This is a genomic window from Bacteroidota bacterium (assembly GCA_017303975.1).
GTDB lineage: Bacteria > Bacteroidota > Bacteroidia > JAFLBG01 > JAFLBG01 > JAFLBG01.
Window position 1 is genome coordinate 1 of record JAFLBG010000049.1, and the last position, 24,755, is coordinate 24,755.

Annotated in this window: 21 protein-coding genes; 18 read left to right on the plus strand and 3 right to left on the minus strand. The window is 33.8% G+C overall.

The annotated features are described in order from the left end of the window. Positions 1 to 215: 215 nt before the first annotated feature. From J0M08_13140 to J0M08_13205, 14 genes are all read left to right on the plus strand, one after another. Complete coding sequence (locus tag J0M08_13140) at positions 216 to 1,364, plus strand: DegT/DnrJ/EryC1/StrS family aminotransferase (GenBank protein MBN8704006.1); 1,149 nt, start codon at positions 216 to 218, stop codon at positions 1,362 to 1,364. 49 nt (positions 1,365 to 1,413) lie between these two features. Beyond that, a complete protein-coding gene (gene asnB, locus J0M08_13145) occupies positions 1,414 to 3,312 on the plus strand; it encodes an asparagine synthase (glutamine-hydrolyzing) (protein ID MBN8704007.1) in 1,899 nt (632 codons plus the stop codon). 5 nt (positions 3,313 to 3,317) lie between these two features. Beyond that, positions 3,318 to 3,959, plus strand: coding sequence for a class I SAM-dependent methyltransferase (locus J0M08_13150; GenBank protein ID MBN8704008.1), 642 nt, complete (start codon positions 3,318 to 3,320; stop codon positions 3,957 to 3,959). Further along, entirely contained in the window at positions 3,952 to 4,989 is a 1,038-nt protein-coding gene (locus tag J0M08_13155) for a peptidoglycan bridge formation glycyltransferase FemA/FemB family protein (protein MBN8704009.1), read from the plus strand. Before J0M08_13150 ends, J0M08_13155 begins: the two co-directional genes overlap by 8 nt. 2 nt (positions 4,990 to 4,991) lie before the next feature. Then, entirely contained in the window at positions 4,992 to 6,416 is a 1,425-nt protein-coding gene (locus tag J0M08_13160) for an NAD(P)-binding protein (protein ID MBN8704010.1), read from the plus strand. Further along, complete coding sequence (locus tag J0M08_13165) at positions 6,403 to 7,569, plus strand: class I SAM-dependent methyltransferase (protein MBN8704011.1); 1,167 nt, start codon at positions 6,403 to 6,405, stop codon at positions 7,567 to 7,569. Before J0M08_13160 ends, J0M08_13165 begins: the two co-directional genes overlap by 14 nt. Beyond that, a complete protein-coding gene (locus tag J0M08_13170) occupies positions 7,566 to 8,306 on the plus strand; it encodes a hypothetical protein (protein ID MBN8704012.1) in 741 nt (246 codons plus the stop codon). Before J0M08_13165 ends, J0M08_13170 begins: the two co-directional genes overlap by 4 nt. Positions 8,307 to 8,316: 10 nt before the next feature. Beyond that, positions 8,317 to 9,252 carry a formyl transferase gene (locus J0M08_13175; protein ID MBN8704013.1) on the plus strand — a complete coding sequence of 312 codons (936 nt, stop codon included), beginning with the start codon at positions 8,317 to 8,319 and terminating at the stop codon, positions 9,250 to 9,252. Positions 9,253 to 9,266: 14 nt separating this feature from the next. Further along, positions 9,267 to 10,580 (plus strand): glycosyltransferase, encoded by a 1,314-nt coding sequence (locus tag J0M08_13180; GenBank protein MBN8704014.1) that lies wholly within the window; start codon positions 9,267 to 9,269, stop codon positions 10,578 to 10,580. An 11-nt stretch (positions 10,581 to 10,591) separates the two neighbouring features. Next, entirely contained in the window at positions 10,592 to 11,206 is a 615-nt protein-coding gene (hisH, locus tag J0M08_13185; GenBank protein ID MBN8704015.1) for an imidazole glycerol phosphate synthase subunit HisH, read from the plus strand. Positions 11,207 to 11,212: 6 nt separating this feature from the next. Beyond that, a complete protein-coding gene (locus tag J0M08_13190) occupies positions 11,213 to 12,103 on the plus strand; it encodes an NAD(P)-dependent oxidoreductase (protein MBN8704016.1) in 891 nt (296 codons plus the stop codon). A 142-nt stretch (positions 12,104 to 12,245) separates the two neighbouring features. After that, the gene (locus J0M08_13195; protein ID MBN8704017.1) at positions 12,246 to 13,115 is read left to right on the plus strand and encodes a class I SAM-dependent methyltransferase; all 870 of its coding nucleotides are present in this window, start codon (positions 12,246 to 12,248) and stop codon (positions 13,113 to 13,115) included. Positions 13,116 to 13,117: 2 nt separating this feature from the next. Continuing rightward, positions 13,118 to 14,365 (plus strand): glycosyltransferase, encoded by a 1,248-nt coding sequence (locus J0M08_13200; GenBank protein ID MBN8704018.1) that lies wholly within the window; start codon positions 13,118 to 13,120, stop codon positions 14,363 to 14,365. 35 nt (positions 14,366 to 14,400) lie between these two features. After that, positions 14,401 to 15,576: an N-acetyl sugar amidotransferase gene (locus J0M08_13205; protein MBN8704019.1), complete on the plus strand. Its 1,176-nt coding sequence runs from the start codon at positions 14,401 to 14,403 to the stop codon at positions 15,574 to 15,576. Between the two features lies 1 nt (position 15,577). Here the strand turns inward: J0M08_13205 and J0M08_13210 are convergent, their stop codons facing one another. After that, positions 15,578 to 17,338, minus strand: coding sequence for a long-chain fatty acid--CoA ligase (locus J0M08_13210; GenBank protein MBN8704020.1), 1,761 nt, complete (start codon positions 17,336 to 17,338; stop codon positions 15,578 to 15,580). 138 nt (positions 17,339 to 17,476) lie between these two features. Between J0M08_13210 and J0M08_13215 the strand changes: the two genes are divergently transcribed. Next, positions 17,477 to 19,186 carry a hypothetical protein gene (locus tag J0M08_13215; protein ID MBN8704021.1) on the plus strand — a complete coding sequence of 570 codons (1,710 nt, stop codon included), beginning with the start codon at positions 17,477 to 17,479 and terminating at the stop codon, positions 19,184 to 19,186. Positions 19,187 to 19,232: 46 nt separating this feature from the next. Continuing rightward, positions 19,233 to 19,841: a hypothetical protein gene (locus J0M08_13220; protein ID MBN8704022.1), complete on the plus strand. Its 609-nt coding sequence runs from the start codon at positions 19,233 to 19,235 to the stop codon at positions 19,839 to 19,841. A gap of 8 nt (positions 19,842 to 19,849) precedes the next feature. Here J0M08_13220 and J0M08_13225 read toward each other — a convergent pair whose 3' ends face one another. Together J0M08_13225 and J0M08_13230 are read right to left on the minus strand one after the other, a co-directional pair. Next, on the minus strand, positions 19,850 to 20,731 hold the full coding sequence (locus J0M08_13225; protein MBN8704023.1) for a DUF4476 domain-containing protein: 882 nt from the start codon (positions 20,729 to 20,731) through the stop codon (positions 19,850 to 19,852). Between the two features lie 15 nt (positions 20,732 to 20,746). Beyond that, positions 20,747 to 21,187, minus strand: coding sequence for a GatB/YqeY domain-containing protein (locus tag J0M08_13230; protein MBN8704024.1), 441 nt, complete (start codon positions 21,185 to 21,187; stop codon positions 20,747 to 20,749). A 160-nt stretch (positions 21,188 to 21,347) separates the two neighbouring features. Here J0M08_13230 and plsY point away from each other — a divergent pair, with 160 nt between their 5' ends. Next, positions 21,348 to 22,010 (plus strand): glycerol-3-phosphate 1-O-acyltransferase PlsY, encoded by a 663-nt coding sequence (plsY, locus tag J0M08_13235; GenBank protein MBN8704025.1) that lies wholly within the window; start codon positions 21,348 to 21,350, stop codon positions 22,008 to 22,010. A 59-nt stretch (positions 22,011 to 22,069) separates the two neighbouring features. Next, positions 22,070 to 24,755, plus strand: a 2,686-nt coding sequence (locus J0M08_13240; protein MBN8704026.1) for a PD40 domain-containing protein, incomplete at its 3' end; no start/stop codon positions are given.

A 24,755-nucleotide genomic window follows, 5' to 3' on the forward strand; every position in this document is an offset into this window, starting at 1 on the left:
TGAAAGTTACTTATAAGCCTTATAGTGCAGATGATGCAAGGGCTTTAGTTAAAAATAGGATTGGTTCTACCGAAAAAGCGGAGCAAGAAATTCAATTTAAATATAAGTACAATTTGGTTCAAGGTTTGGGCAAATTAATTGAATGGAGAGACAAGAAAAAGATAATGGCACTATAGAAATTGGATGTTAAGAATGCTTATAATAAGTAAATAATGATGTTAAAAGAGAAAAGAGTAATACAAATAGCCACTCCTAGCTTAGGCGAGGATGAATGGAATGCATTAAGAGAACCTATTTTTAGCGGATGGCTTACACAAGGGCCTAAGGTAAAAGAGTTTGAGAGAATATTTGCAGAGCGCCATAACGTAAAACATGCCATTGCTGTTTCAAACTGTACTACAGCGCTACATTTGGCGCTTGTTGCTGTTGGTGTTAAAGCGGGAGATGAGGTAATTGTGCCCGCTTTTACTTGGGTTTCTACAGCCAATGTGGTAGAGTATTGTGGTGCAAAGCCCGTTTTTATTGATGTTGATCCTGTAACGTTTAATATTGATACAACTCAGTTAAAATCTAAACTAACACCTAAAACAAAAGCAATTATACCGGTTCATTTGTTTGGCTTGTGTGCAGATATTGATGCAATTAAAACCATTGCACCTGATTTAAAAATTATCGAAGATGGTGCCTGCGCAGCAGGTTCCGGCTATAAAGGTCGTCCGGCAGGTAGTTTGGGAGATTTAGGTTGTTTTTCATTTCATCCAAGAAAATCAGTTACAACAGGAGAAGGAGGAATGATTACGACCAATGATGATGCATTGGCTGCAAAAGTAGATATGTTGCGTAATCATGGAGCTTCTATTTCGGAAGAGCAAAGGCATAAAGGTCCTAAGCCATATATTTTACCGGAGTTTGATATGGTAGGATACAACTATCGAATGACTGATTTACAAGGCGCAGTTGGTGTAGTGCAGTTGAAGAAGTTGGATTTGTTTATTGATGAAAGACAAACATGGGCAGATTATTATAATCAGGAGTTATCTAATATTTCTTGGATCAGAACACCTAAGTATTCTTCCGATTACAAACACGGATGGCAATCGTATGTGTTATTTGTAGATGAATCTAAATCTCCAATGAAACGTAATGATCTGATGGAATATCTACAACAAAATGGAATAAGCACTCGCCCAGGTACACATGCAGTGCATATGTTAGGGTTTTATGCAAAAAAGTATGCTATAAAACCGTTGGATTATCCTGGTGCATTTACGGCTAATGAGTACTCTATGTCAATTCCATTGCATAACAAAATGACAAAAGAAGATTATGAATACGTGGTAACTATTTTAAAGAGCATAGTATAATTTATTTGTATTTAGAATTCAATATTTTATCATTCAAAATTAGTTTAAGGTGTGTGGAATAGCCGGTATTTTTAATTTAAATAAAGAGCCTGTTGCTTTAAATACGATAAAGCACATTACTCAGCAAATATCTCATCGCGGACCCGATGGCGATGGATTTTATGTAGAAGGCTCTATTGCTCTTGGTCATAAACGACTGGCAATAATAGATACCTCGGCAAAGGGAGCACAACCAATGTCTTCTAAAAAGGGAAATTGGGTAGTTATTTTTAATGGATGTATCTATAATTATTTAGAGCTAAAACAAGATTTACAAGCAAAAGGACACGAGTTTGTATCTACCACAGATACCGAAATATTGCCCGAAGGATTGGAAGAATATGGAGTTTCTTTTTTCGAACGTTTAAATGGAATGTTTGCCATAGCAGCTTGGAACAAGGAAGAGCAAACACTTTATTTAAGCAGAGATAGATATGGTGTAAAGCCTTTGTACTATTGGTTTAACGGAAAGACACTTGTTTTTTCGTCCGAAATAAAAGCAATTATAAAACATCCCGATTATAAAATAGGGCTGAATTTAGATGCATTAAATGAATATTTTACCTTTCAAAATCTTTTTCGATACCATACTCTTTTTAAGGATGTAACCATGCTGCCTCCTGCCAATACTGTGAAAATTGGCAGAGATTCCACTTATTTAAAGCATCACTCTTGGTGGGATTACGATTTTTCTAAGCCGGATGAATCAATGGCTTTTGATGATGCAAAAGAAGAGACGAAAAGATTGTTTCAACAAGCGGTTGCAAGGCAGATGATATCGGATGTTCCAGTTGGGTCATATCTTTCGGGTGGAATGGATTCAGGTTCTATCACATCATTAGCGTCTAAACATGTAAGTCGTTTGTCCACTTTTACTGCCGGGTTTGATATGTCTCAAGTTACTGGCGTTGAAGCCAATTACGATGAAAGGCGCGATGCGGAACTAATGGCTAATTTTTTTAAAACAGAACATTACGAACAAGTAATAAATGCTGGCGATTTAAGTTGGTCGTTGCCCCGTGTTGTATGGCACTTGGAAGATTTGAGAGTGGGTATGAGTTATCCGAATTATTACATTGCACGTTTAGCATCTAAATTTGTAAAAGTATGTTTGCAAGGAACTGGTGGAGATGAGTTATTTGGCGGTTATCCTTGGCGTTATTACAGAGTGTTTAAATCGCTAAATCAAAGTGAGTTTTTCGATAATTATTATGGCTTTTGGAAGCGTTTAGTGCCCGATAAAGAAAAGTTGCAGCTCTTTACAGAGTCTGTATTTTCTAAGGTTGATATTAATAGACCAAGAAAAGATTTTGAAGATGTATTTTTATTTAATAAAAAATTAAAATACCAAACTCCCGAAGACCATATTCAAAATAGCTTATACTTCGAAATCAAAACCTTTTTACCCGGACTGCTATTAGTAGGCGATAAGTTAGCAATGGCAAGTGGTTTGGAAGAACGCTTTCCTTTTTTAGATAACGATTTGGTTGATTTTGCTCAAAAGATCCCCGTTAGACATAAACTTGGAAATTTAGAAGCAATGAAGGAGATTGATGAAAACGACTACAACAAAAAGAAAAAGGCATATCAAAACTTTGACGATGGAAAGAATGTGTTGAGAAAAGCAATGGCCGAATTTCTGCCTCAATCTGTTGTAGATAGAATAAAGCAAGGTTTCTCTGCTCCTGATGAATCGTGGTACAGAGGAGAGAACGCCAATTATTTAAAAGAATTGTTGTTAAATAAGAAGGCTGTTTCTGCTGAGTTTATTGATAGAAAGTATATTGAACACATAATTCATGAACATATTGATAAACGGATTAATCACCGACTTTTAATTTGGTCGTTCATGAATTTTGAATGGTGGTGCAAGTTGTTTTTAAACGGAGAAAGTATTGATAATAAATAGCGTAAATGGAGGAAATTAAAGAGCAATACAAAAGCGCATTTAAATTATATGGAGATTCCTCTAAGTCTGTTTTGTGGCCTAAAGGAAGACAGGCAGATAGATTTTCGGCATTAACAAACCATATAAAAAAAGACACCAGTTTTTCTGTACTGGATTTTGGTTGTGGATTGGCTCATTTAAAACCTTTCTTGGATAGTAAGTTCTCAAATTATAGCTATACAGGTGTTGATGTGGTAGAGGATTTTATTGCACATAATAAGCAAAAATATTCCAATGCTAATTTCATGCTATTGCACGAATTTGAAAAACAGTCTCACATAAAATTCGATTATGTTTTTGCATCAGGTGTTTTTAATATTTTATACGACAAATCGCCTGAAAATCATAAGCAACAAGTTTTTTCGATTTTGAAAAAACTGTTTGCTCAAACAACTAACTATTTATCAGTAGATTTTGCAACAGATTTAGTAGATTTTACGCAGCCAACAACGTTTCATGCCAATCCGGGTGAAATTAGTTCTTTCTGTATGCAACATTTGTCAAGAAGATTTGTTTTAAATCATTCTTATTTGCCTTATGAATTTTGTATTGCCGTATTTAAGGATATTTCCATAAAACGCCCAGAAAACTGTTATGAACATGAGTGATTTTAGATTGATTCCACTCTCAGATGTTTCAGAGCAGAAATACACGGAATTTATTTCTATCTGTCCGCATGCTATGTTTTACCATAGTTGGAAGTATTTACAATTGCTGAAAAAATTACTTCCTCTTAATGAAAAGTATCTTATTGCGGTTGATTCCAGCAATAAGATAGCTGGAGTAATTCCGTTAGTTTATAAATCTGGACCATTAGGAGACGTGTATAATTCCTTGCCTTTTTATGGCAGCAATGGAGGTGTTTTAGCAATTGATAAATCTGCGTTTGATTTCTTAGTTACAGAGTATAATAAACTTATTTCGGAAAATAGTTCAATTGTATCATCAACTTTAATTTCAAATCCACTTCGTCCGGAAGATGACTATACTGGCGTTAAGCACAATTACACCGATTATAGAATTGGTCAGTTTTCATCAATTAAGTTTGATGAAAATCATGCAGAGCAATTGATGCAAATGTTTCATTATAAAACTCGAAACATGGTGCGTAAGGCTCAAAAAGAGGGAATTACTATTGAAATGGACAATTCTGCACATGAGTTTTTATACGATACACATAAGAGTAATATTGAGGCTATTGGTGGTAAACCCAAACAAAGGTTGTTCTTTGATTTGTTTCCCGGCATTTATGAAAAAGAGAAAGAGTATGCAATTTATGTTGCCAAGTATAATGGAGAAACTATTGCAGCAATGTTGGTGTTTTTATTTAACAATACGGTCGAGTATTATACTCCGGTTATAGTTGAAAAATTTAGAGATAAGCAGCCATTGAGTTTGTTGATTTATGAGGCAATGATAACGTATTCTAAGAAAGGATATAAATTGTGGAATTGGGGTGGAACATGGGCTTCGCAGGGAGGCGTATATACCTTTAAAAAAAGATGGGGAACTTTTGATGTTAATTATCATTACTATACTCAAATAAACAATGAGAAAGTATTGTCTGCTTCAAAAGATGATTTACTTCATATGTATGATAATTTTTTTGTGATTAACTTTAGTGAACTAAAAAGCTAGTTATGGGTAATACTGTTATAGTTGGCACAGGTGTTTCAGGATTATTGTCCGCATTAATTTTAACTCAGAAAAAAAGCAGTACTAAAATATATTTACTCGACAAGTCATCTGAGCCGGGAGGACTTCTTAGAGCTTTTGATTACGGCAAATTCGGCAAGTTTGACTACGGCATGCATAACATGTTGGAAACATCCATCCCTGAATTAGATAAATTAATTTTTGATTTGCTTCCCGAAAACGAATGGCAGCTTTTAAAGGATAACAAACGAGATTTAGCCGGAATATACTTTAACGGGAAACTACAGAAAGAAACCCCTTATTTTGATTTGCGGAATTTACCCGAGAATGAATACAAAAAATCAATAGCTGATTTATTTGGTCATATTGAAAAAAAAGTAAAAAATAATTCTTCTGATATAAAAAATGGATCTGCTAGAGAGTTTGCCTATTCTAGATTTGGGAAGGATGTTGCAGAGAAAACAATAATTCCGTCTGTAGAAAAGATACATCAAAAAAGTGCCGATGAGTTGGATTATATGGCTACCATATTTACTCCAATGACCCGATTGGCGTTGTTTGATGAACAGCTTGTAAAGGATTTAACACTATCTCCTATATTGAGAGATTATATTGCATACGTAGATCAACGAAATTTACCACTGGAGCGTTCTACCGGTAGAAAAGCGTATTATCCCATTAAGTATGGTATGTACAGGATTGTAGAGGCATTAAAAAATAAATTAGAAGCGTACGGTGTAGAGTTCTTGTTAGAATCTGAAGTTAAAGCAATTAATTCTAGTAATAATTCTATTACAGAAGTAGAAGTGAAAACTCCAAAGGGAGATTTGAAAATTACCAACATTGATAATTTTATTTGGACTGGAAATATTCCATTGCTTGGAAGGCTTATGGGCGCTAAGTTTGATGGGCTTAAAAATGACAAGCCCTTGAAAACAGTAATCATAAGTTTTTTATTAGATAAGAAACTTGCTATGGACGATTTGTATTACTTTTTTTGCTACGATAAAAAATTTAATACTTACCGTTTGACAAATTTTCCTAGCTATTGTTCCGGTGCTCATTGGGCTGGAGGTTATCCGATAAGTATGGAGTTTTTGGTGTCTGAGGAATTTATAAAGTCAACACCCTCCATTGAAAAGTTGGCGGAGCAAGAGTTGTTTCAGTTTGGCGTAACCCAGCCGGATACAAAAGTTTTGTTTTCGAAAGCAGAAGTGTTAGAGAGTGGTTTTCCTATGCCATCGTTAAATAATATAAACGGTGTTAAAAATATTCGAAATCAAATTAAGGCTATGAATATCAGTAATTTGCTAACTCTTGGTATCTTAGCCGAAGATAATTTGTTTTTTCAAACAGATGTTTTGATTGATACATATAAAAAGTTGACACAGAAAAATGGCATTAAATAATGAAGTTTTAGACTTGGGTAATCTTCAATTTTATTGGAGAATGACAACCAAACCTAATTTTCCAACCAATGTAGTTTCGGATTTTCTACCCTTTGCATTTACGTACGATGCTTCCAATTGCTTAATTAAGCAACAAACCAATCAATTAGTGCTTGATTCGTTAGAACGCATTTATAAGGAAAATTACAATGTTGGTTATTTACAAGAAGGACATAGTTTGGCCGAAGCTTATGGAAATGATTTTATTGAAATTATCGAGAAAAGCATAACACAATACAATCCTACATTAAAAGAGATTAGAGAGATTGGTGCAGGAGGCTGCTATATTTTAAAAAAATTGAAATCAAAAGGATATAAAGTTTCTGCACTAGATCCAAGCCCGGTTGCACATGAAAAAGGAAAGGAGTTTGGAATTGAGGTTTATCAGGAATTTTATCCTACCAAAAGTAAATTGCCGCAGGCGGATATGTATATACATTATGATGTACTAGAGCATGTAGAAGATCCGGTTGGTTTTTTAGCCCATCATTATAAAGAATTGTCTGAAAATGGACTAGTAGTATTTGCAGTGCCGGATTGTACTTCTTACATTGAGAATGGAGATATTTCTATGATTCTCCATGAGCATATAAATTACTATGATAAAGAGTCGTTGACTATTATCGCTCGCAAAGCAGGTTTTAAAGTACACGATGTGGTAAAAGCAAATTATGGGGGCGTGTTGTATTGTATAGCGCAGAAGCTTAACAATTACAAAGCCAATATTGATGACCAATTGACGGATGTTTCAAAGTTTACTGAGTTTGTTACCAAGCATAAGAAGTTAATCGTAAAAATTAATTCGTTTATTACTAATGCTCAACAAGCTAATAAATCTGTTGGATTTTATATTCCATTGCGCTCTATTCCATATCTATCGATACTTGGAGTTAAACAGAATATTCGTTTTTTTGATGATGATGGCGGTATTTACGGGAAATATTTTGACGGCTTTCCTATTGCAGTAGAGAACTTTGCCGACTTACAGAAAAAGCCTGTTGATTCCTTATTGGTATTGAGTTTTGCTTTTGGCGAAAAAATAAAACAAAAAGTCCTTGCAACTATTTCATCTTCGATAGATGTAAAAACTATTTCAAATTTAGCCAGCGAATGATTTTGTTTACCGCAGATATAGACTGGGCTTGCGAAGAGGTAATTGCAGACACAATTTCCTTGTTTGAAAAGTATAATGTAAAATGTACTTTTTTTGCAACACACGATTCGTCAGTGCTTAAAAATTGTAATAAAGATTTATTTGAAATAGGACTTCATCCTAATTTTAATCAGATATTAAATGGCACATCTACTAAAAATGCTGAACAGGTTTTTAAGGAATTAAAAGAAATATATCCATTTGCAAAAGGAGCACGTTCTCATAGCTTAACTCAAAGTGGTCCGATACTTGACATTTACAAGAGAAATGGAATGGAATACGAATGCAATCATTTTCTGCCATACCATCAAGGATTAAAACCATTTAAGCTTTGGAACGATTTGATTCGAATTCCTTTTAATTGGGAAGACGATTATCATTTTGCGCTGGGTTATTCTTTTGATGATTATTTGCTTGATTTTAATGATGCGGGATTGAACATTTTAAACTTTCATCCAATACATGTTTTTCTAAATTCGGAAGATAATAACCGATATTTAGGAGTTAAAAATATGTTGAACAATCCAACCGAGATTGCTAAAAACATTAACAAATCCGAGGTTAAGGGTACAAGAGATATATTGATTAAGGCGCTTGAGTTCGTATCAAAAAGCAAGCTAAATAGTTTTACATTATCAGAATTGATTTTTAAACACAAGCAGATAGCGGTAAATCCATCAAAAACAATGTTTAATTAGATTTTACTCCATGAGAATTGCAATTATTGGTCGTACGGAAATATTATATAAAACCGCTCAGTTGTTGCATAAAAATGGTTTTGAAATTCCGTTAATAATTACATCCAAAGAAGCTCCTGAGTATAAAATTACATCTGCTGATTTCAAAGAACTTGCAGCACAATTTAAAGCGAAATTTATTTATTCGCCTAAAATTAATTTGCCTGAGATTGTTCAACAAATAAAGGAAATCCCGAAGATTGATATTGCGGTAAGTATTAATTATTCAGGAGTTATAGAACAAGAGGTTATTGATATTTTTCCGCTAGGAATTTTAAATGCACACGGTGGTGATTTACCTAAATACAGAGGAAATGCCTGTCAGGCTTGGGCAATAATAAATGGAGAAAACAAAATTGGGTTGTGTATTCACCGCATGGTAGGAGGGGAGCTTGATTCGGGCGATATTCTTGAAAAGGCTTATTTCCCAACAACAATTGATACGCGTGTAGGGGAGGTGTATCATTGGATTGAGCAAATTACGCCATCTTTACTACTTGAAGCTATTAATAAACTGTCTAAAAATCCGAATTATATACTGGAGGTGCAATCGAAAAGTCCGAAGGATGCATTGCGGTGCTATCCAAGAAATCCTACAGACGGAAAAATCAACTGGAATGACAGTAGAGAAAATATTCTTAGGTTGATAAATGCATCTTCTGAACCATTTTCCGGTTCATTTACGTATATCGAAAACAAGAAAGTAGTAATATGGAGAGCTCAGTTATTTACTGATGAGGAAAATTATTTAGCAGTTCCTGGTCAAATTGCCTCCATTAATACAAACGATGGAACTATTTGTGTGATTACAGGATCCGGTAAATTGAAGATTTCGGAAGTTGAGGTAGATGGCGAAAGATGTGCTCCTGCAAGTGTTATTAAATCAATAAGAACTAGGTTTTTGTAACCTAATAATTAGTAATGGCAAAGATTAACTATTTTATAGGTCGATTCGTTTTAAAAGTGCTTAGCCTAAAGCATCTAGATAGGTTAATTTCATTGTTATTAATAAAGTATATTGTTTTTAAGGTAAATAGATTGCCAAAGCAAGGAGTTGCATCAAAGCCTCGTTTGTTTTTTGGTCCAGTTCCCATTATTAATAATAAATATTATTCAGGAGCAATGTCTAGTCTGGGCTACAAAAGCCAAACTGTTATGACAGATTATTATTCCTCTATAAACAAGAAAGCGGATTATGATATTTACAGAGAGGATATATTGAAAGAATTCCGACTTCCTGTTTTCCTAAAACAGAAGTATAGCAACTTCCTTGCATTGTACTTTGCACTGAAAAATTACGATATTTTTCATCTTTCTTATTTTGGATGTTTTTTGGGAAAAACGGAGTATCGGGAATATGAGGCGGATATTTTTAAGTCATGCGGAAAAAAAGTGGTAATAATGGCTTACGGTGCAGATTCTTATATGTATTCAAAAGTAATTGACCCTAGTTTGCGTCATGCATTACTTTTGTCTTATCCGCTAGGAGCAATAGATGAAGAAGCTGTTCAAAAAAGAGTTGCCTATTGGCAAAAAAATGCCGATGCAATTGTTGGAAGCATTATGGTAGATGGATTTGGTAGATGGGATGTACTAACTCCCAATTATTTGGTAATTGATACTCAAACTTGGGCTCCCAAGCGTATGTTTAATGAAGGTGATGGAGTGAATGGAGTTGTTACTATTGTTCATACTCCTAATCATAGAGGTTTTAAAGGTACTGAGTTTATTAAAAATGCTGTAGAAGAGTTGCAGAAAGAAGGATTGATGGTAAAGTTAATTTTGTTAGAGAATATTCAAAATGACGAGGTGAAACGTATTTTGTTTGAAGAAGCTGATATATTGGCAGAGCAATTATTTTTTATTGGTTACGCAATGAGCGGAATTGAGGGAATGGCAACAGGCTTGCCCGTGTTGTCTAATCTTTCAAACGAAAACTACACATTGTTGCAAAAGAGATTTTCTTTCTTGAATGAATGTCCTGTTTTATCTACTACACCAGAAACCATTAAAGAAAATATTAAGCAGTTAGTTAAAAATCCGTCTTTGCGTAAAGAATTAGGGGTTAAGAGCCGCGCGTATGTTGAAAAATATCATTCATATACATTTATCCAATACTTGTTTGAAAAAGTTTACGATAAAATTTGGTATAAAAAAGAAAATGTTGATTTATTGAATTTGTTTCATCCTCTGAATCCGGAGTCTTATAATAATAAATATCCTAATCATAGATAACTAAATAGCTTATGATAACCATAGTAGATTACGGAATGGGAAATTTGGGTTCTATTGCCAATATGTTCAAAAAGATTGGTGCTCAAGCTGAGATTACATCAGATTTGGAAAAAATTAATAAAGCACAAAAATTACTTTTGCCTGGCGTTGGGGCATTTGATAATGCTATGCACAAAATTAATTCTGCAGGTATGTTACCTGTTTTGAATACTAAAGTACTTAACGAGAAAGTGCCGGTTTTGGGAATTTGTTTGGGAATGCAGTTGCTTACAAATAGTAGCGAGGAAGGGCAATTGCCTGGTTTGGGTTGGATTTCAGGGAAAACATTGTCCTTTAAAAAAGTGATGAATGACGACAAACTGAAAATTCCACACATGGGATGGAGTTCTGTTAAGAAAGCTACAAGTAGTCCGTTGACAGAGAATTTTTATGATGATACACGATTTTATTTTGTGCATTCGTATTATGTAAAAGCAGATAGTAGAGATAATGTTATTTTAACAACTAACTATTTTATTGATTTTGATTCAGCCCTTCAAAAAGACAATATATTTGGAGCACAGTTTCATCCGGAGAAAAGTCATAAATTTGGGATGAGATTTTTAGAAAATTTTGCAAAAATTTAATTATACGTGAGCCTACCAAAAAAAAATATACTGGTAACAGGAGCAAATGGTTTAATAGGGTTTGAGTTAATTCAAAATCTTATTTCTAAAGGCTTTAATGTGTATGCATTGTCTCATTCTGCACCCAATACATCTTTGCCTGCATCTGGTTTATTACACTACATACATGCCGATTTATCTAAAGATTGGGATGTAGGTATTTTGCCTGCTCAAATTGATATAATTTATCATTTAGCACAGTCCGAGCACTTTAGAGATTTTCCTGAGAAAGCCATTGAGGTTTTTAATGTTAATACAGCTTCTACACTAAAGTTGTTAAACTATGCAGTAAAAGCAAGTTGTAAAAAATTTGTATATGCTTCTTCCGGAGGAATCTATGGTAATAGTGATAAAGGTTTTACAGAGGATACTCCGATTAATTTTAGCAATGATTTGGGATTTTATTTCAGCACAAAAGTTAATTCTGAAATTCTAGCCTCCAACTATAACAAGTTTTTTGATGTAATCATTACTAGATTCTTTTTTGTTTACGGAAAGCGACAGAATAAATCGATGTTAATTCCCCGTTTAGTAACTAATATATCCACCGGAACCACTATAACCTTAAATGGGAACGATGGAATTAAGATAAATCCTATTCATGTAAGCGATGCTGCAAATGCATTGTCTGCTGTTGTAAATACCTCCGGAAGTCATGTGTTTAATATTGGGGGTAGCGAGATTCTATCATTTAGAGAGATTTGTACTACAATAGGAGCTTTAGTAAATAATGAGCCGGTATTTAAAATTCTAGATGCAGAAGTAAAGCATTTGATTGGAGATATTTCAAAAATGTCTCAACAACTATATCTTCCTAAAGTATCCTTCAAACAAGGCGTTAGCGAACTAATCGATTGATGCACTTTCAATAATTTACTTCCTGTAATAATACTCGCTAAAAGTTATTATTTTAGCTGTCGTTATGTACTTTTAAGCCAATAAATTGATTGTATTGTACTAATGAAATAAGCCATATTAATAAAGTAGTAATTCTATATAGATGAACAATACTAAAACAAGTTTTGCAGATAAGTGGAATAATAATCCTGATTTAGCTTTTACAGAAACACTTCGTGTAGGGTCTGACATTTACAATTGGATATTGACCAGAAATGGTTTTAAGAATAGCGAAGAATTATCCTCATTTTTAAGTGCGAAAAGCAGAATTTTAGATGCTGGTTGCGGCAATGGCAGAGTTACTGCGTTATTAAGAAAGTATAGTAATCAAAGTGCTAATGTTGTGGGCATTGATTTAGTAGCGCACGAGGTTGCTAAAAAAAATTTGGAGGGTGCTGTAAATACTAATTTTTTTCAAAAAGATTTATTATCTGATTTATCCGACTTGGGAAAATTTGATTTTATTTACTGTCAAGAAGTGTTGCATCACACAAATAATCCTAAAGCAGCATTTTTGAATTTGGTTACATTGCTTGATAATAAAGGCGAAATTGCAATTTATGTATATAAGAAAAAAGCTCCGGTAAGGGAGTTTGTAGATGATTTTATTAGAGAAAAAATTGCGCCACTAAACTATGAAGAGGCAATGAAAGTGTGTGAACAAATTACGCAACTAGGTAAAACACTTAGCGAAATAAAAGGGAAGGTTGTTATTCCGCAGGTTGATGTTTTAGAAATAAAAGGAGGGGAGTATGATATTCAAAGATTCTTGTATCATTTTTTTATGAAATGCTTTTGGAATCCCGATTTGTCAATGGAGCAAAACGTGGCTATAAACTACGATTGGTATCATCCTCAAAATTGCACTAGACATACTATGGCGGAAATTTTAGATTGGTATAAAGAAGCAGGATTAAACGTTTCTCATCAGTTTGAAGATTTTTACGGAATAACTGTTAGAGGTAGCAAGTAAAAGTGAAAAAAAAAACACCTAAAATATTTATTGGAAATACTGATGTTGCTTCTGTAATATCTGAACTTAAGATTGTTTTTAAAGAAGATTTTGGTATTGACACATTAACACTTCAAGATGAAAGACAAAATAATTTTGATAAAGGAGAGGTTGATGTAGCATTAAACGAAATAAAGGACTGGATTCCGTATTTTAAACCTAGAAGAATAAGCTCTCGGATTAAGCCCCGCTGGGAAAAATTTATCACCGAATATTATTTTAAAAAAGCACTAAAGGAATGTGATGTATTTATTTACATCTGGAAAAGCTTTTATCCTGACTATTCTGACTTTGAGCGTATAAAAGCAGCTGGAAAGAAGTTAGTTGTTGTTTTTTGTGGCAATGATATTCGTTGGTTTTTTTCTCAGAAACAAGAGTTCAACTCTTATGGTTTAAGGCATCTGGAGTTTGAGCAGTATGACTATTCTACAAAAGGATTGAGAAGCAAATTAGACTACCTAAGAAAGGCAGAGAAATATGCAGATATGATATTTAGTAGAACAGATCAGGCTCAATTAGCATTGCGACCATATTTTCGTTGGCACATGATGGTTGATACGAATAAGATTGTCGAAAATAGTGTTCAGCGAGCATTGCGACCAAAAGTGGCGCACGCCCCTTCTAATAGACTAGTAAAAGGCACTAAGTATGTTTTGGAGGCTTTCGAAAAATTAAAGAATGAGGGAATCGAATTTGAACCTGCTTTAATAGAAGGTGTTAAAAATGCCGAAGCTATAAAGCTATATCAAGATGCAGATATTTTAATAGATCAATTAATTTGTCCCGGTTCGGGAAAATTAGCTACAGAAGCCTTGGCAAGTGGTACAATTGTTATGGGGCATATGGCTTACGGAATTTATCCTCAAAATAATCCGTCTGATTACCCAATTGTAGATGTAAATCCTGATACAATTTATTTAAAATTGAAGGAGCTTATTTTAGATTATCCCCAAAGAGTTAAATTAGCTAAACAAGGAAGAATATTTGTTGATATGGTTTTGGATTATCGTCATTTTTGCAACAAAATAATAAAGTATTTTAATGGAGAGAATGTAGAGTACGATTATATCCCCACTTTTTTCAGAGATAAGTTTACTCCGGAATCGGATAATGCGCTTGTAATGTATAATGAATATAATAGGTTGGTTGAAAATTGTGATTGGTATAAGAAGAATATTCAAAAAGGTACTCGAGAGGGATTGGTGTTTTGATACTTGTATAGATTATTTTTAGTAAATTTCCCCTAATGAACGCCACCGAATTTAAACAATGCAAAAAGTGTGTTTTAGACACCACAGCCAAATACATAACATTTGATAGTGAGGGAATTTGCAATCATTGCAGGCAATACGCAGCGATGGCCAAAAAATATGTTGATATCCCTCAAGAAAAAAAAGACAAAGAACTTTCGGTAATTGTTTCTAAAATAAAGCGACTAGGAAAAAACAATAAGTACGACTGTATTCTAGGTTTGAGTGGTGGTGCAGATAGTTCCTATTTGGCTTATTTTGCAAAGCAACTTGGTTTACGACCATTGGTAGTTCATTTTGATAACGGATGGAATAGTGAATTGGCTGTTAAGAATATCGAAAATATTGTATCAAAACTTGGATACGATTTGTATACCTACGTTTTTGACTGGGAAGAGTTTAAAGATTTACAAGTTGCGTATTTAAAAGCATCTGTAGTAGATACTGAAGTACCCACCGATTATTTAATCTTTGCGGTACTTAATAAAATTGCTGCAAAAGAAAACATCAAATACATTCTAAGTGGATACAACTACGTTACAGAATTTGGAATGCCTAAAGGCTGGAATTACGATAAAAAATTTGACCACGTTAATCTTGAAAATATTCATAAAAAATTTGGAAAAGTAGAACTCAAAAAGTTTCCAACCTTTGGCATTTCTCAGCGTTATTGGTACGAAGAAATTCTTGGTATTGAAACCGTAACACTACTTAATTTTAAACCCTATATTAAAAAGGAAATTAAAGACCTAATTGCAAAAGAGCTAGATTGGCGAGATTATGGCGGAAAGCACCACGAATCAATTTTTACTCGTTTTTACCAAGATTATATTTTACCTAAAAAATTTAATATTGATAAACGTAAAACTCATTGGTCATCCTTAATTTGGTCCGGACAAGCAACAAAGCAAGAAGCTCTAGCTGATTTAGCTAACGAACCTTATCCTAAAGAATTACAAGAGCAAGATAGAGTGTATGTTACCAAGAAATTGGGATTAACTGATACTGAGTTTGAATCAATAATGAATACTAAGCCCATAGAGCATGAGTTTTATGGTTTTGAATCACCAGATAACTTAAAATTTAAATTGTACAAACTATTACTTTACGTTCCAGCCAGAATATCTAAAAAAATTCGGTACATAAAAGCAACCGGTCGCTGGAAAAATTAAATTATTTATACATTCCCTCAATTAGGCTTTTATTGGCCGCGGTTATTATTTTACGCTTTAAGCTTAGTTTAGGTGTCATTTCGCCATTATCAATGCTCCATTCACGTGGAAGCAGCTCAAACTTTTTAATACTTTCGTATTGTGCAAGCGTTTGATTCATTTGATTTATGTGCGATTTTATTAGTTCGTTTACCTCGGAGTCTTTTATCAACTCTTCGTTAGAGGAAAATGATTTTCCTTTTTTAGAAAAGTAATCTTTTAAATTTATAAAAGAAGGAACGATTAATGCAGATGCAAATTTTTCGTTCTCGCCAACAACCATTGCTTGTTCAATGTAAGGAGATTCTTTTAGCTTGTTTTCAATCATTTGAGGAGCAATGTATTTTCCTCCGGATGTTTTAAAAATTTCTTTTTTTCTGTCGGTTATTTTTAAATATTTTCCTTCTACAAATATTCCGATATCTCCTGTATGAAACCAACCATTTACAATTACTTCAGCTGTTGCTTCCGGACGTTTGTAGTAGCCCATCATAATGTTTGGGCCTTTTACTAGTATTTCTCCATCTTCAGCAATTTTTACTTCGCATCCATCAATTACGGTTCCTACAGTGCCAAATTTTGTACAGCCTTTATCTAGATAATTTACAGCAATTACCGGAGATGTTTCTGTAAGTCCATATCCTTCCAATACCGGAATTCCTGCACCCCAAAAAACTCTGGCTAAACGCTCTTGCAGTGCTGCTCCCCCAGATACTATTGTTTTTATATTCCCGCCTAAGGCTTCTTGCCATTTGCTAAAAATTAGTTTACGGGCAATTTTAAGTTGAAATTCATACCATGCGCCATTCTTTCCGTCTAGTTCGTATTTCAATCCAAGATTAAGTGCCCAAAAGAATAGCGTTCTCTTTATTCCGGTTAAATCTTCTCCTTTGGCTACAATTTTATCGTATACCTTTTCTAATAAACGAGGAACAGTAGTAAATACATGTGGTTTAACTTCTTTAAGGTTATCTGCAATAGTTTCTAAGCTTTCTGCAAAATAAATAGAGATACCTAATGATTGGTAATTATACTCCAACATTCGTTCGTAAACGTGGTTTAGAGGTAAGAAGCTCAATGCCTTATCGCCTGGAACTATTGGCATACATTTTTTAACAGATTTTACCTGGCTAACTAAATTTTTATGCGATAACATAACTCCTTTTGGGTTGCCTGTTGTTCCAGATGTGTAAAGGATAGTAGCTAAGTCGCTTTCTTTAATACTTGCCTTCATTTCATTCATTTTGGCAGTATTTTGCTCTTTTTTTCCTAACTCTAAAATGTCTTTCCAGTTTTTTGCTCCATCAACTTTGTTGAATGTTATAATTTCTTTTAAGCTGGGTACTTCACTTTTGATGGCACTAACTTTATCATACAACTCTTTGCTAGAAACAAAAGCAAATTTAATTTGTGCATCGTTAAAAATAAACTTAAGGTCGTTATCGCTGATAGTAGGGTATATTGGAACGCTTATACCACCGCTCATCTGCATAGCATAATCAGCAAAAACCCATTCGGGTCTGTTGTTGGCAATTAGCGCAATGTTGTCGTTTTTTTGAACGCCAATAGACATCAATCCATAAGCCAAAAATGTACAGTTGTTATATACATCTTCGGTAGAATACTTTATCCATTTACCATTTTCCTTTGCTGCAAGAGCATCGTCTACATTGTAAGATTGTTTGTTAAACTCTAAAATGTCGAATAAGCGTTTTACTTCCATTGTTTCTTGTTTTTCTTATACTTATAAATATAGTAAAATATACGATTTTGTAAAATCTTTATGTGTATACAAGCTATTTTGTAAGAAATTTGCAATATTATTATTTACTTTATCAACATTGCAATTTATAGTACCTTAATGTCAAGTAAACATAAAAAAATATCCACAAATTCTCCTAAACAAAATTTTAATTGGATAGCTTTAGCATTAATTCTACTGTTTACTGCCATTGTTTTTTCATCATCCATAAAAGGAGATTGGCTTTATAACTGGGACGACAATTTATACATACTCAATAGTCCAAACGTATTCGATTTTTCTATTAAAGGCATTTTTTCGGAGTACGAAGTAGATAATTACCATCCACTAACAACGCTATCGTATGCAATTCAGTACAAGTTTGGAGGGTTAAATGCGGCTAGTTTCCATTTGTGGAATTTAATTATTCATCTTTTAAATGTATTTCTAGTTTATAGATTGTTTTTTTTATTGGTAAATAATTGGAAAGTTTCTGCCATAACTGCTTTGTTGTTTGCTGTTCATCCTATGCGAGTAGAGTCTGTTGCATGGATATCTGAGCGGAAAGATGTATTGTATGTGTTTTTTTATTTGTGGTCAATTGTCAATTATGTATTGTATAAGTTGAGAGAAAAGAAAAAGTACCTAGCATATTGTTTGTTGTTATTTCTGTGTTCGCTATTATCAAAGTCGGCTGCTGTTTCTTTATCTGTTATGCTTTTGGTGGTAGATTATTTTATTGATAAAAAGATAAATGCTAAAGCAATTGTTGACAAGTGGCCATTTTTTGTGTTGTCTTTAGTTTTTGGGATAGTTGCTATTCACTCACAAGGCTTGTCGGGTGCCATTCGTGTAGCTCCTGAATTTTCCCTGTTGGATAGATTTTTCATTACCAATTATAATTTAGGTTTTTATTTATTCAAGTATTTTATTCCAACAGATTTGTCTGTAATTTATCTCTACCCGCAGAAGATTGATGGGTGGCTGCCTTGGTTCTTTTATGCCTCTCCTGTTGTGTTAATGTTGTTCGCTCTGCTTTCCTATTGGTTTAAAACTAGTAGAAGTGTTTTATTGTTTTCTTTTGGTTTTTATTTGGTTGGGCTAATGTTGGTGCTTCAACTAATTCCGGTAGGCAGAGCCATTACAGCCGATAGGTACAGCTACTTGCCGCACATTGGAATTTCTTTTTTAATAGGTATTGTGTATGTTCGTTTGGAGGAGTTGTTTAAGAAGAATAAGCCAATCATTCCTAAATTATACTTATATAGCTTGGTTTTATTTGCCATTGCTTGTATGTGGCTAACCACAAAGCAAGTAAAAGTTTGGCAAGATAGCTTAACAGTTACTACCAACGCAATTGAGCAAAATGAAGGAAATTATTTGTATAAAGATTTTATTTATGCATCTAGAGGGGTAGCTAAAGATAAATTAGAGGATTATGCTTCCGCAATTTTAGATTATGATAAATCGTTAGAGTATAACCCTACCTATTATCAAGTATATTACAATCGCGCACTGGACAAAGAAAAGATAAAGGATTTAAGCGGTGCACTTGCAGATTATTCTAAAGCGGTTGAAGTTAATCCGTCTTATGCAAAGGCTTATTTTAGTCGAGGTACGCTCAAAATTAATACAAGTGATTTAGCGGGAGCAATACAGGATTTTGATTTAGCAATTAAATACGATGCCAATATGATTGAAGCTTATAATAATAGAGGAGGAGCTAAGTATATGAATAATCAAAAAGAAGAAGGTTGCAATGATTGGAAAATAGCTGCTGCTAAAGGATTCAAGAATTCGCAAGAGAACATTGTAAAGTATTGTAAGTAAAACTCTCGTTCAATAATCTATTAAACCTACCTTAGAATTGAATCAAATGGTTAGAATAGTTGTAATGTCTTTTTTTTTATTGGGTTCGTTTTCTGCATTTTCCGGTACAGTTTATTGGGGTTTTACAACTGATTTTAATAATAATTTCAAAACAAGACAAACGTATTCAGTCGGTTTTTTGTTTGATGCGCAACCTTTCGAAAATATACCAGTTTTTTTGAATTACAACTATAACATTGGGCTGGTGAATAAAGGAGGCTTATATGTGCATAGTAGTTTAACGGCCTTAGGTATTTTAAAATTAGTAGCACCACTTGATAGTGTTAAACTAAAAATAAAAGTGATAACCTATATTTTATCATTGGTTATTCCTTCCGGAGTTACCTATAATTTTATTAATAAACAGCAGTTTAGGTTAGGTATTTATTGCAATCCGCTTGGGTATGATTACTACAACCTGCCAGGAAAGGAAGAAATAAGTGCCTCTGTTATTGAATTAGGTATTAAATCGACAAAAAGTATTTCGGATAAAGTAGCGTTATACATGTCTGTTGGCGCAAACTACAATATAAGTGTGGGTTCTAAAAAGCTATTGCCTGCAAATTATTCAAATAGTTTTATCCCTAATGCCAGATTGGGGGTAGCAATTTTTTAGTAAATAGATTATCTAAGTGTACCTAAAAAATTATTTAAATCTGTTATACTCGACTCGTATTGAAAAGCATCGTTTACCAAAAAATATTTGCCTCTATCAACAGTGTATCTGTATGCAAATTTAGCATATTGCAGCTTTGTATTTTCGTAGGAAAATAGCTCTACAATTTCTTTTACTTGCAGGCTTGATAAACAGTTTCTGGATGTTAATTGTTTGGCTACAGTAAGCTTAGAATCCTCAAACGATTTACTCGATATAGATTTTTTTGCAGCCGCAAAATCGTTAGAATTCATTGCATTCGGGCAAGATGCATTAGTAGGAGAAGGCGACATCGCAGTTTGATTAGAACCTGCATCTGTTTGTGCTATGGTAGTTTGTGTTGTAGTAACACTTTGAGTTGCACCTGTGTTAATGCTTACATCAGCTCCCATACCGTTTATATTCACTCCCATCATTATTGGGTCGCTTGTGCTGATGGTAGATTGAGTTATGGTTGTAGTGGTGGTTTGTTGTTGTTCAACTATAATCAGTGGCTGACTAACCGGTGTTGGAGCATTATAAATATATTGCATTTGGTATGTACCCATATTTGTTTTTCGAATTGAGTACACAAAATCATTATTTAAAATTCGATTGCCTCCCCACTCAAAATAAACAGGTGCTTCTATCGAAGAAATGTTTCTATTCTCAAATACTATTTTAACATTGTAGGTGGGTTGTGTTAGTCCAGTTATTTTTAGGGTGCCTTCGGCTAACAGATTCTGATTAATACCGTTTATAGACACATAGAATCGTTCTCCATTTTCGGAAAAAACAGTTAGGTTATTTGTCTGACCAACGGCAAATACAACACTTAAAAAGGAAATAAGTAATAAAATAGAATTTTTCATTTTGTATTTAGTGTATTATTTCAAAAGTTCTTTTACAATGGTTGAAATTGCTTTTCCATCAGCTTTTCCGGCTAATTGTTTAGAAGCAACTCCCATTACTTTTCCCATATCTGCTGCCGATGTTGCTCCCACTGCTGCAATAATAGCGGTAACTTCTTTGCGAAGTTCATCTTCGCTCATTTGCTTGGGTAAATAAGCCTCAATTACTCCTGCTTGGTAAAGTTCCGTTTCTGCCAAATCTTTTCTGCTTTGAGATAAATATAATTCAGCAGTCTCTTTGCGTTTCTTTACTTCTTTTTGCAACGCCTTTGTTTCAGTTTCCTCAGTTAAACCTTCATGGGATGTTTTTAGTAATAGGATCACTGATTTTACTGCGCGTAAAGCTTCTAGTTTTTGAGAATCTTTAGCTATCATTGCTGCTTTTATATCAGCATTGATTTTTTCTTCTAGTGCCATAAATGTTTTTTTTACAAAAGTAAGGATGTTTACTCACAATGTACAGCATTATAAAATCATTTTTGGGGCTAATTGATTGTTAGTACTTTGTGAATTAAATAAGTAGTTAATTCACAATTCTTTACTATTTTTAGGAGTATAAAATTGTATAGAATTTGATATGTCGTCATTAATAAATATAACTATTTTAATAGTTGCCTATTTACTGGGCTCTATACCAACAGCAGTATGGGTTGGAAAGCGTTTTTATGGAATTGATGTTAGAGAACACGGAAGTGGAAATGCAGGTGCAACAAATACATTTAGGGTATTAGGCAAAAGGGCCGGTATTCCTGTTTTGGTGATTGATATCTTAAAAGGTTTTTTAGCTGCAAGTTTAGCTTATTTTGCTAATTACCAGCCAGGTACTAATCAGTTTATTAATTTACAGTTAGTTTTAGGAACTGCTGCTTTATTAGGGCATTTATTCCCAATATTTGCAGCATTTAGAGGTGGCAAAGGAATTGCAACTATACTTGGGGTTATAATTTCTGTTCATCCTTCCGCAGCTTTGCTTTCTATTGGAATATTTTTATTTGTTTTTTTAACAACTCGTTATGTTTCTCTTGGTTCAATGGTTGCTGCAGTTATGTTTCCTGTGGTTATAGTACTGGTTTTTAAATCGGATACTCGTTCATTATTAGTTTTTTCGTTTATCATTGCCATATTAGTTTTAGTAACCCATCAAAACAATATCGAACGTTTGCTTAGAGGCAAAGAATCCCGAATTTCGTTTAAAAAAAAATCGATGAAAGTAAATCCTAATCCTAGCTTGAATTCGTAAAGCTATATGGAATGGAAACTTGTTTTTGTTTGTTGTTGTATAAGCTACGTTGGTAAATAATGAAAAATTGTTTTAGAATAGTTATTTGTGTAGGTGTTCTTTTCGCGCTTTCCAGTAGCTGTTTTTCTCAAAACAATTTCTCCTCCGAAGATGATTTAAAAAAAGAAGCCTCCAAATTATTCGAAGAAGATGATTTTGCCGGAGCATTTAATTTATACTCTCAACTATTAAGTAACTATCCGAAAGACCCAATTTATAATTACAAATTTGGTGTCTGTATGCTTATGGCCGGAGACAATAAAGAAACGGCTTTAACCTATCTTCAATATGCCTCCCAAAAACAAGGCGTAGATAAAGAGGCGACTTTTTATTTGGGCAAAGCATATCACATAAACTATCGTTTTGATGAAGCTATTAAGGAGTACACAACTTATAAATCAGTTGCTTCTAAAGCAAAATTGGAAAAACTGCAGGTTGATAGGCAAATAGAAATGTGTAAAAACGGGAAGCAATTACTTAGCAATCTGTCCGACTTATATATTTTAGATAAAAAGGAGTTGAATCAATCTGAATATTTTCGGTCGTATGATTTAACAGATATTGGTGGAAAGTTGTTGGTTAAACTAGAGGAATTCCAAACGGAATTGGATAAGAAGAAAAAGGATAACTCAATAATGTATTTGGCCCCCAAAAACAACCAAATTGTTTTTTCAAGCTATGGTGCCGATGGGAAAAATGGGCGAGATATTTTCTTGGTAAGAAAACAGCCGAATGGGGAGTGGAGTCAACCAATAAATATTGGACCATCTATCAATACAAAGTTTGATGAAGATTTTCCATTTCTTCATCCCAATGGACAAGTTTTGTACTTCTGTTCTAAGGGGCATAATAGTATGGGTGGGTATGATGTGTTCAAATCAACGTTTAATACTTCTACCAATACGTGGGAACCTCCTGTAAATGTCGATTTTCCTATAAATACACCAGATGATGATGTATTGTACGTAACCGATGCTGAAGAAAAAACTGCTTTTTTCTCATCTGCTCGTTCAAGTTCTAATGGAAAAATTACAGTGTATAAAATTGGATTAGAAGCTAAGCCAATAGATGCTTTAATTGTAAATGGTACCATAAGTAAAGATGGAAAGGCTGTTAGCAATGCAAAAGTTACGGTAAAAAATGTAGATAATGGAGAGTTGGTTGGTGTATATACAGTTGCTCCTGATGGTTCTTATACACTTCAGGTTCCGAATGGAGGTAAGTTATTGGTAAGTGTAGATATGGGAGAAGGCAAGTCTTATTCCGAACTAATGGTAATGCCTAATTTGAAAGAATTTAAACCATTGCAACAAGAAATTGCATTTGATGCAACCGCAGATAAAATACAAGTAAAAAATAAATTTGATCAAGCTCCTTCCGAGTCTAATTATATGCTTGCCTTAAATTTTATTAAGGATAAAGCAAAAATGGATGTAAATACAAATGAAGCTGTTTATAGTTCTGTTCAAACAACTGCACCAGTAGTTCAAGCTAGTGTTGATACACTGGCTAAATCTACTGCAAGTGTTGTTGATTCAGTTCCTGCAACTACAAAGCCAACCATCTCAAATAAAGACATTGTTAAAATAGCCTACGAAGATGCCAAAGAAGCTTTGGAAGAAGCAAAAACACTAAAGCAAGAAGCTGACAATGCAACAACATTTGCCTCTCAAAAAAATGAGCTTGTTAGTTTAAAGCAAAGAGAGTTGGATAATGCAAAGAATGAATTAAGCAGTAATCAAGATGAAGCCAAGGCATTAACTTTAAATCAAAAGATAAATGAGTTAACTGTAGAATTAGATAAACTAAGTAAAGAAGCAGTTGTTGCTAATAATATTGCAAAAAAGGCAAGAGGAGCTGCAACTAACAAACAAGCAGAAGCTGATTTGTCTTTAGAGTATGCAAAAGAGCTAGAGCAATCGATAAAAGGTGGAGGAAATGCTAATGCAGCACAGGCTAAGTTAGATGCACAAAAACAAAAAAATGAAGAACTTGCCAAATCTGAAAACACCTCAGAAAACGATGGAGTTGCAAGTATAAAGTTGGATGCAGAGAATAAGCAAAAAGAAGTAGATGCCGCAATTAAACGTAAAGAGACAATTCAAAAAGAATTGGTTGATATGGATAAGGAAATAGAAAATCTAAAAACCGATGCCAAAAAAACAAAAGATGACCAATTAAAGCAAGCCATTAACGATCAAATTACAGATTTAGAAATTGATAAAGACCAAAAAAAACAAGAGCTAACCGAAAGTGATGCCAAAATTAAAAAATTAAAAGACGAAGCGTTGGCACTTAGCAAAGAAGCTGAACTTGTTAGCAGTCTTCCTGTTGAAAATAAAACAAATACTTCTGTAGTAACTACACCTACTGTTGCAGCTATAGAAACATCAACTACCTTAGCTGTAAAAAATAACGAACCTACGGTCGTAACTACTAATGTAGCCGTAATAGACACTTCTAAGAGCCAAGTAAATTTAGCTGCTCAAACAATACAAACCCCTTCGTTGGTTGTAACTAACTCTGCTTCAGTTTCTCCTTCTGTTGCAGTAACTCCTAGCAATGCGGTTGATACAGCATCTAAAGCAATTGTTGTTGAAAAGTCAACCAATAGCACAGAGGTTGGTAGTGCATCTCAGAACGCTGAGTTGCTCCAAAAACAGCGCGTTGATAGCATTGAAAAAATATTTGTTGTAGAACAGGAAA

Excerpts from the sequence above, each read along its gene's own strand:
- J0M08_13140 (MBN8704006.1), top strand. The coding sequence starts at position 216 with ATGTTAAAAGAGAAAAGAGTAATACAAATAGCCACTCCTAGCTTAGGC.
- J0M08_13150 (MBN8704008.1), top strand. The coding sequence starts at position 3,318 with ATGGAGGAAATTAAAGAGCAATACAAAAGCGCATTTAAATTATATGGA.
- J0M08_13155 (MBN8704009.1), top strand. The coding sequence starts at position 3,952 with ATGAGTGATTTTAGATTGATTCCACTCTCAGATGTTTCAGAGCAGAAA.
- J0M08_13160 (MBN8704010.1), top strand. The coding sequence starts at position 4,992 with ATGGGTAATACTGTTATAGTTGGCACAGGTGTTTCAGGATTATTGTCC.
- J0M08_13165 (MBN8704011.1), top strand. The coding sequence starts at position 6,403 with ATGGCATTAAATAATGAAGTTTTAGACTTGGGTAATCTTCAATTTTAT.
- J0M08_13170 (MBN8704012.1), top strand. The coding sequence starts at position 7,566 with ATGATTTTGTTTACCGCAGATATAGACTGGGCTTGCGAAGAGGTAATT.
- J0M08_13175 (MBN8704013.1), top strand. The coding sequence starts at position 8,317 with ATGAGAATTGCAATTATTGGTCGTACGGAAATATTATATAAAACCGCT.
- J0M08_13180 (MBN8704014.1), top strand. The coding sequence starts at position 9,267 with ATGGCAAAGATTAACTATTTTATAGGTCGATTCGTTTTAAAAGTGCTT.
- hisH (MBN8704015.1), top strand. The coding sequence starts at position 10,592 with ATGATAACCATAGTAGATTACGGAATGGGAAATTTGGGTTCTATTGCC.
- J0M08_13195 (MBN8704017.1), top strand. The coding sequence starts at position 12,246 with ATGAACAATACTAAAACAAGTTTTGCAGATAAGTGGAATAATAATCCT.
- J0M08_13205 (MBN8704019.1), top strand. The coding sequence starts at position 14,401 with ATGAACGCCACCGAATTTAAACAATGCAAAAAGTGTGTTTTAGACACC.
- J0M08_13210 (MBN8704020.1), bottom strand. The coding sequence starts at position 17,338 with ATGGAAGTAAAACGCTTATTCGACATTTTAGAGTTTAACAAACAATCT.
- J0M08_13215 (MBN8704021.1), top strand. The coding sequence starts at position 17,477 with ATGTCAAGTAAACATAAAAAAATATCCACAAATTCTCCTAAACAAAAT.
- J0M08_13220 (MBN8704022.1), top strand. The coding sequence starts at position 19,233 with ATGGTTAGAATAGTTGTAATGTCTTTTTTTTTATTGGGTTCGTTTTCT.
- J0M08_13225 (MBN8704023.1), bottom strand. The coding sequence starts at position 20,731 with ATGAAAAATTCTATTTTATTACTTATTTCCTTTTTAAGTGTTGTATTT.
- J0M08_13230 (MBN8704024.1), bottom strand. The coding sequence starts at position 21,187 with ATGGCACTAGAAGAAAAAATCAATGCTGATATAAAAGCAGCAATGATA.
- plsY (MBN8704025.1), top strand. The coding sequence starts at position 21,348 with ATGTCGTCATTAATAAATATAACTATTTTAATAGTTGCCTATTTACTG.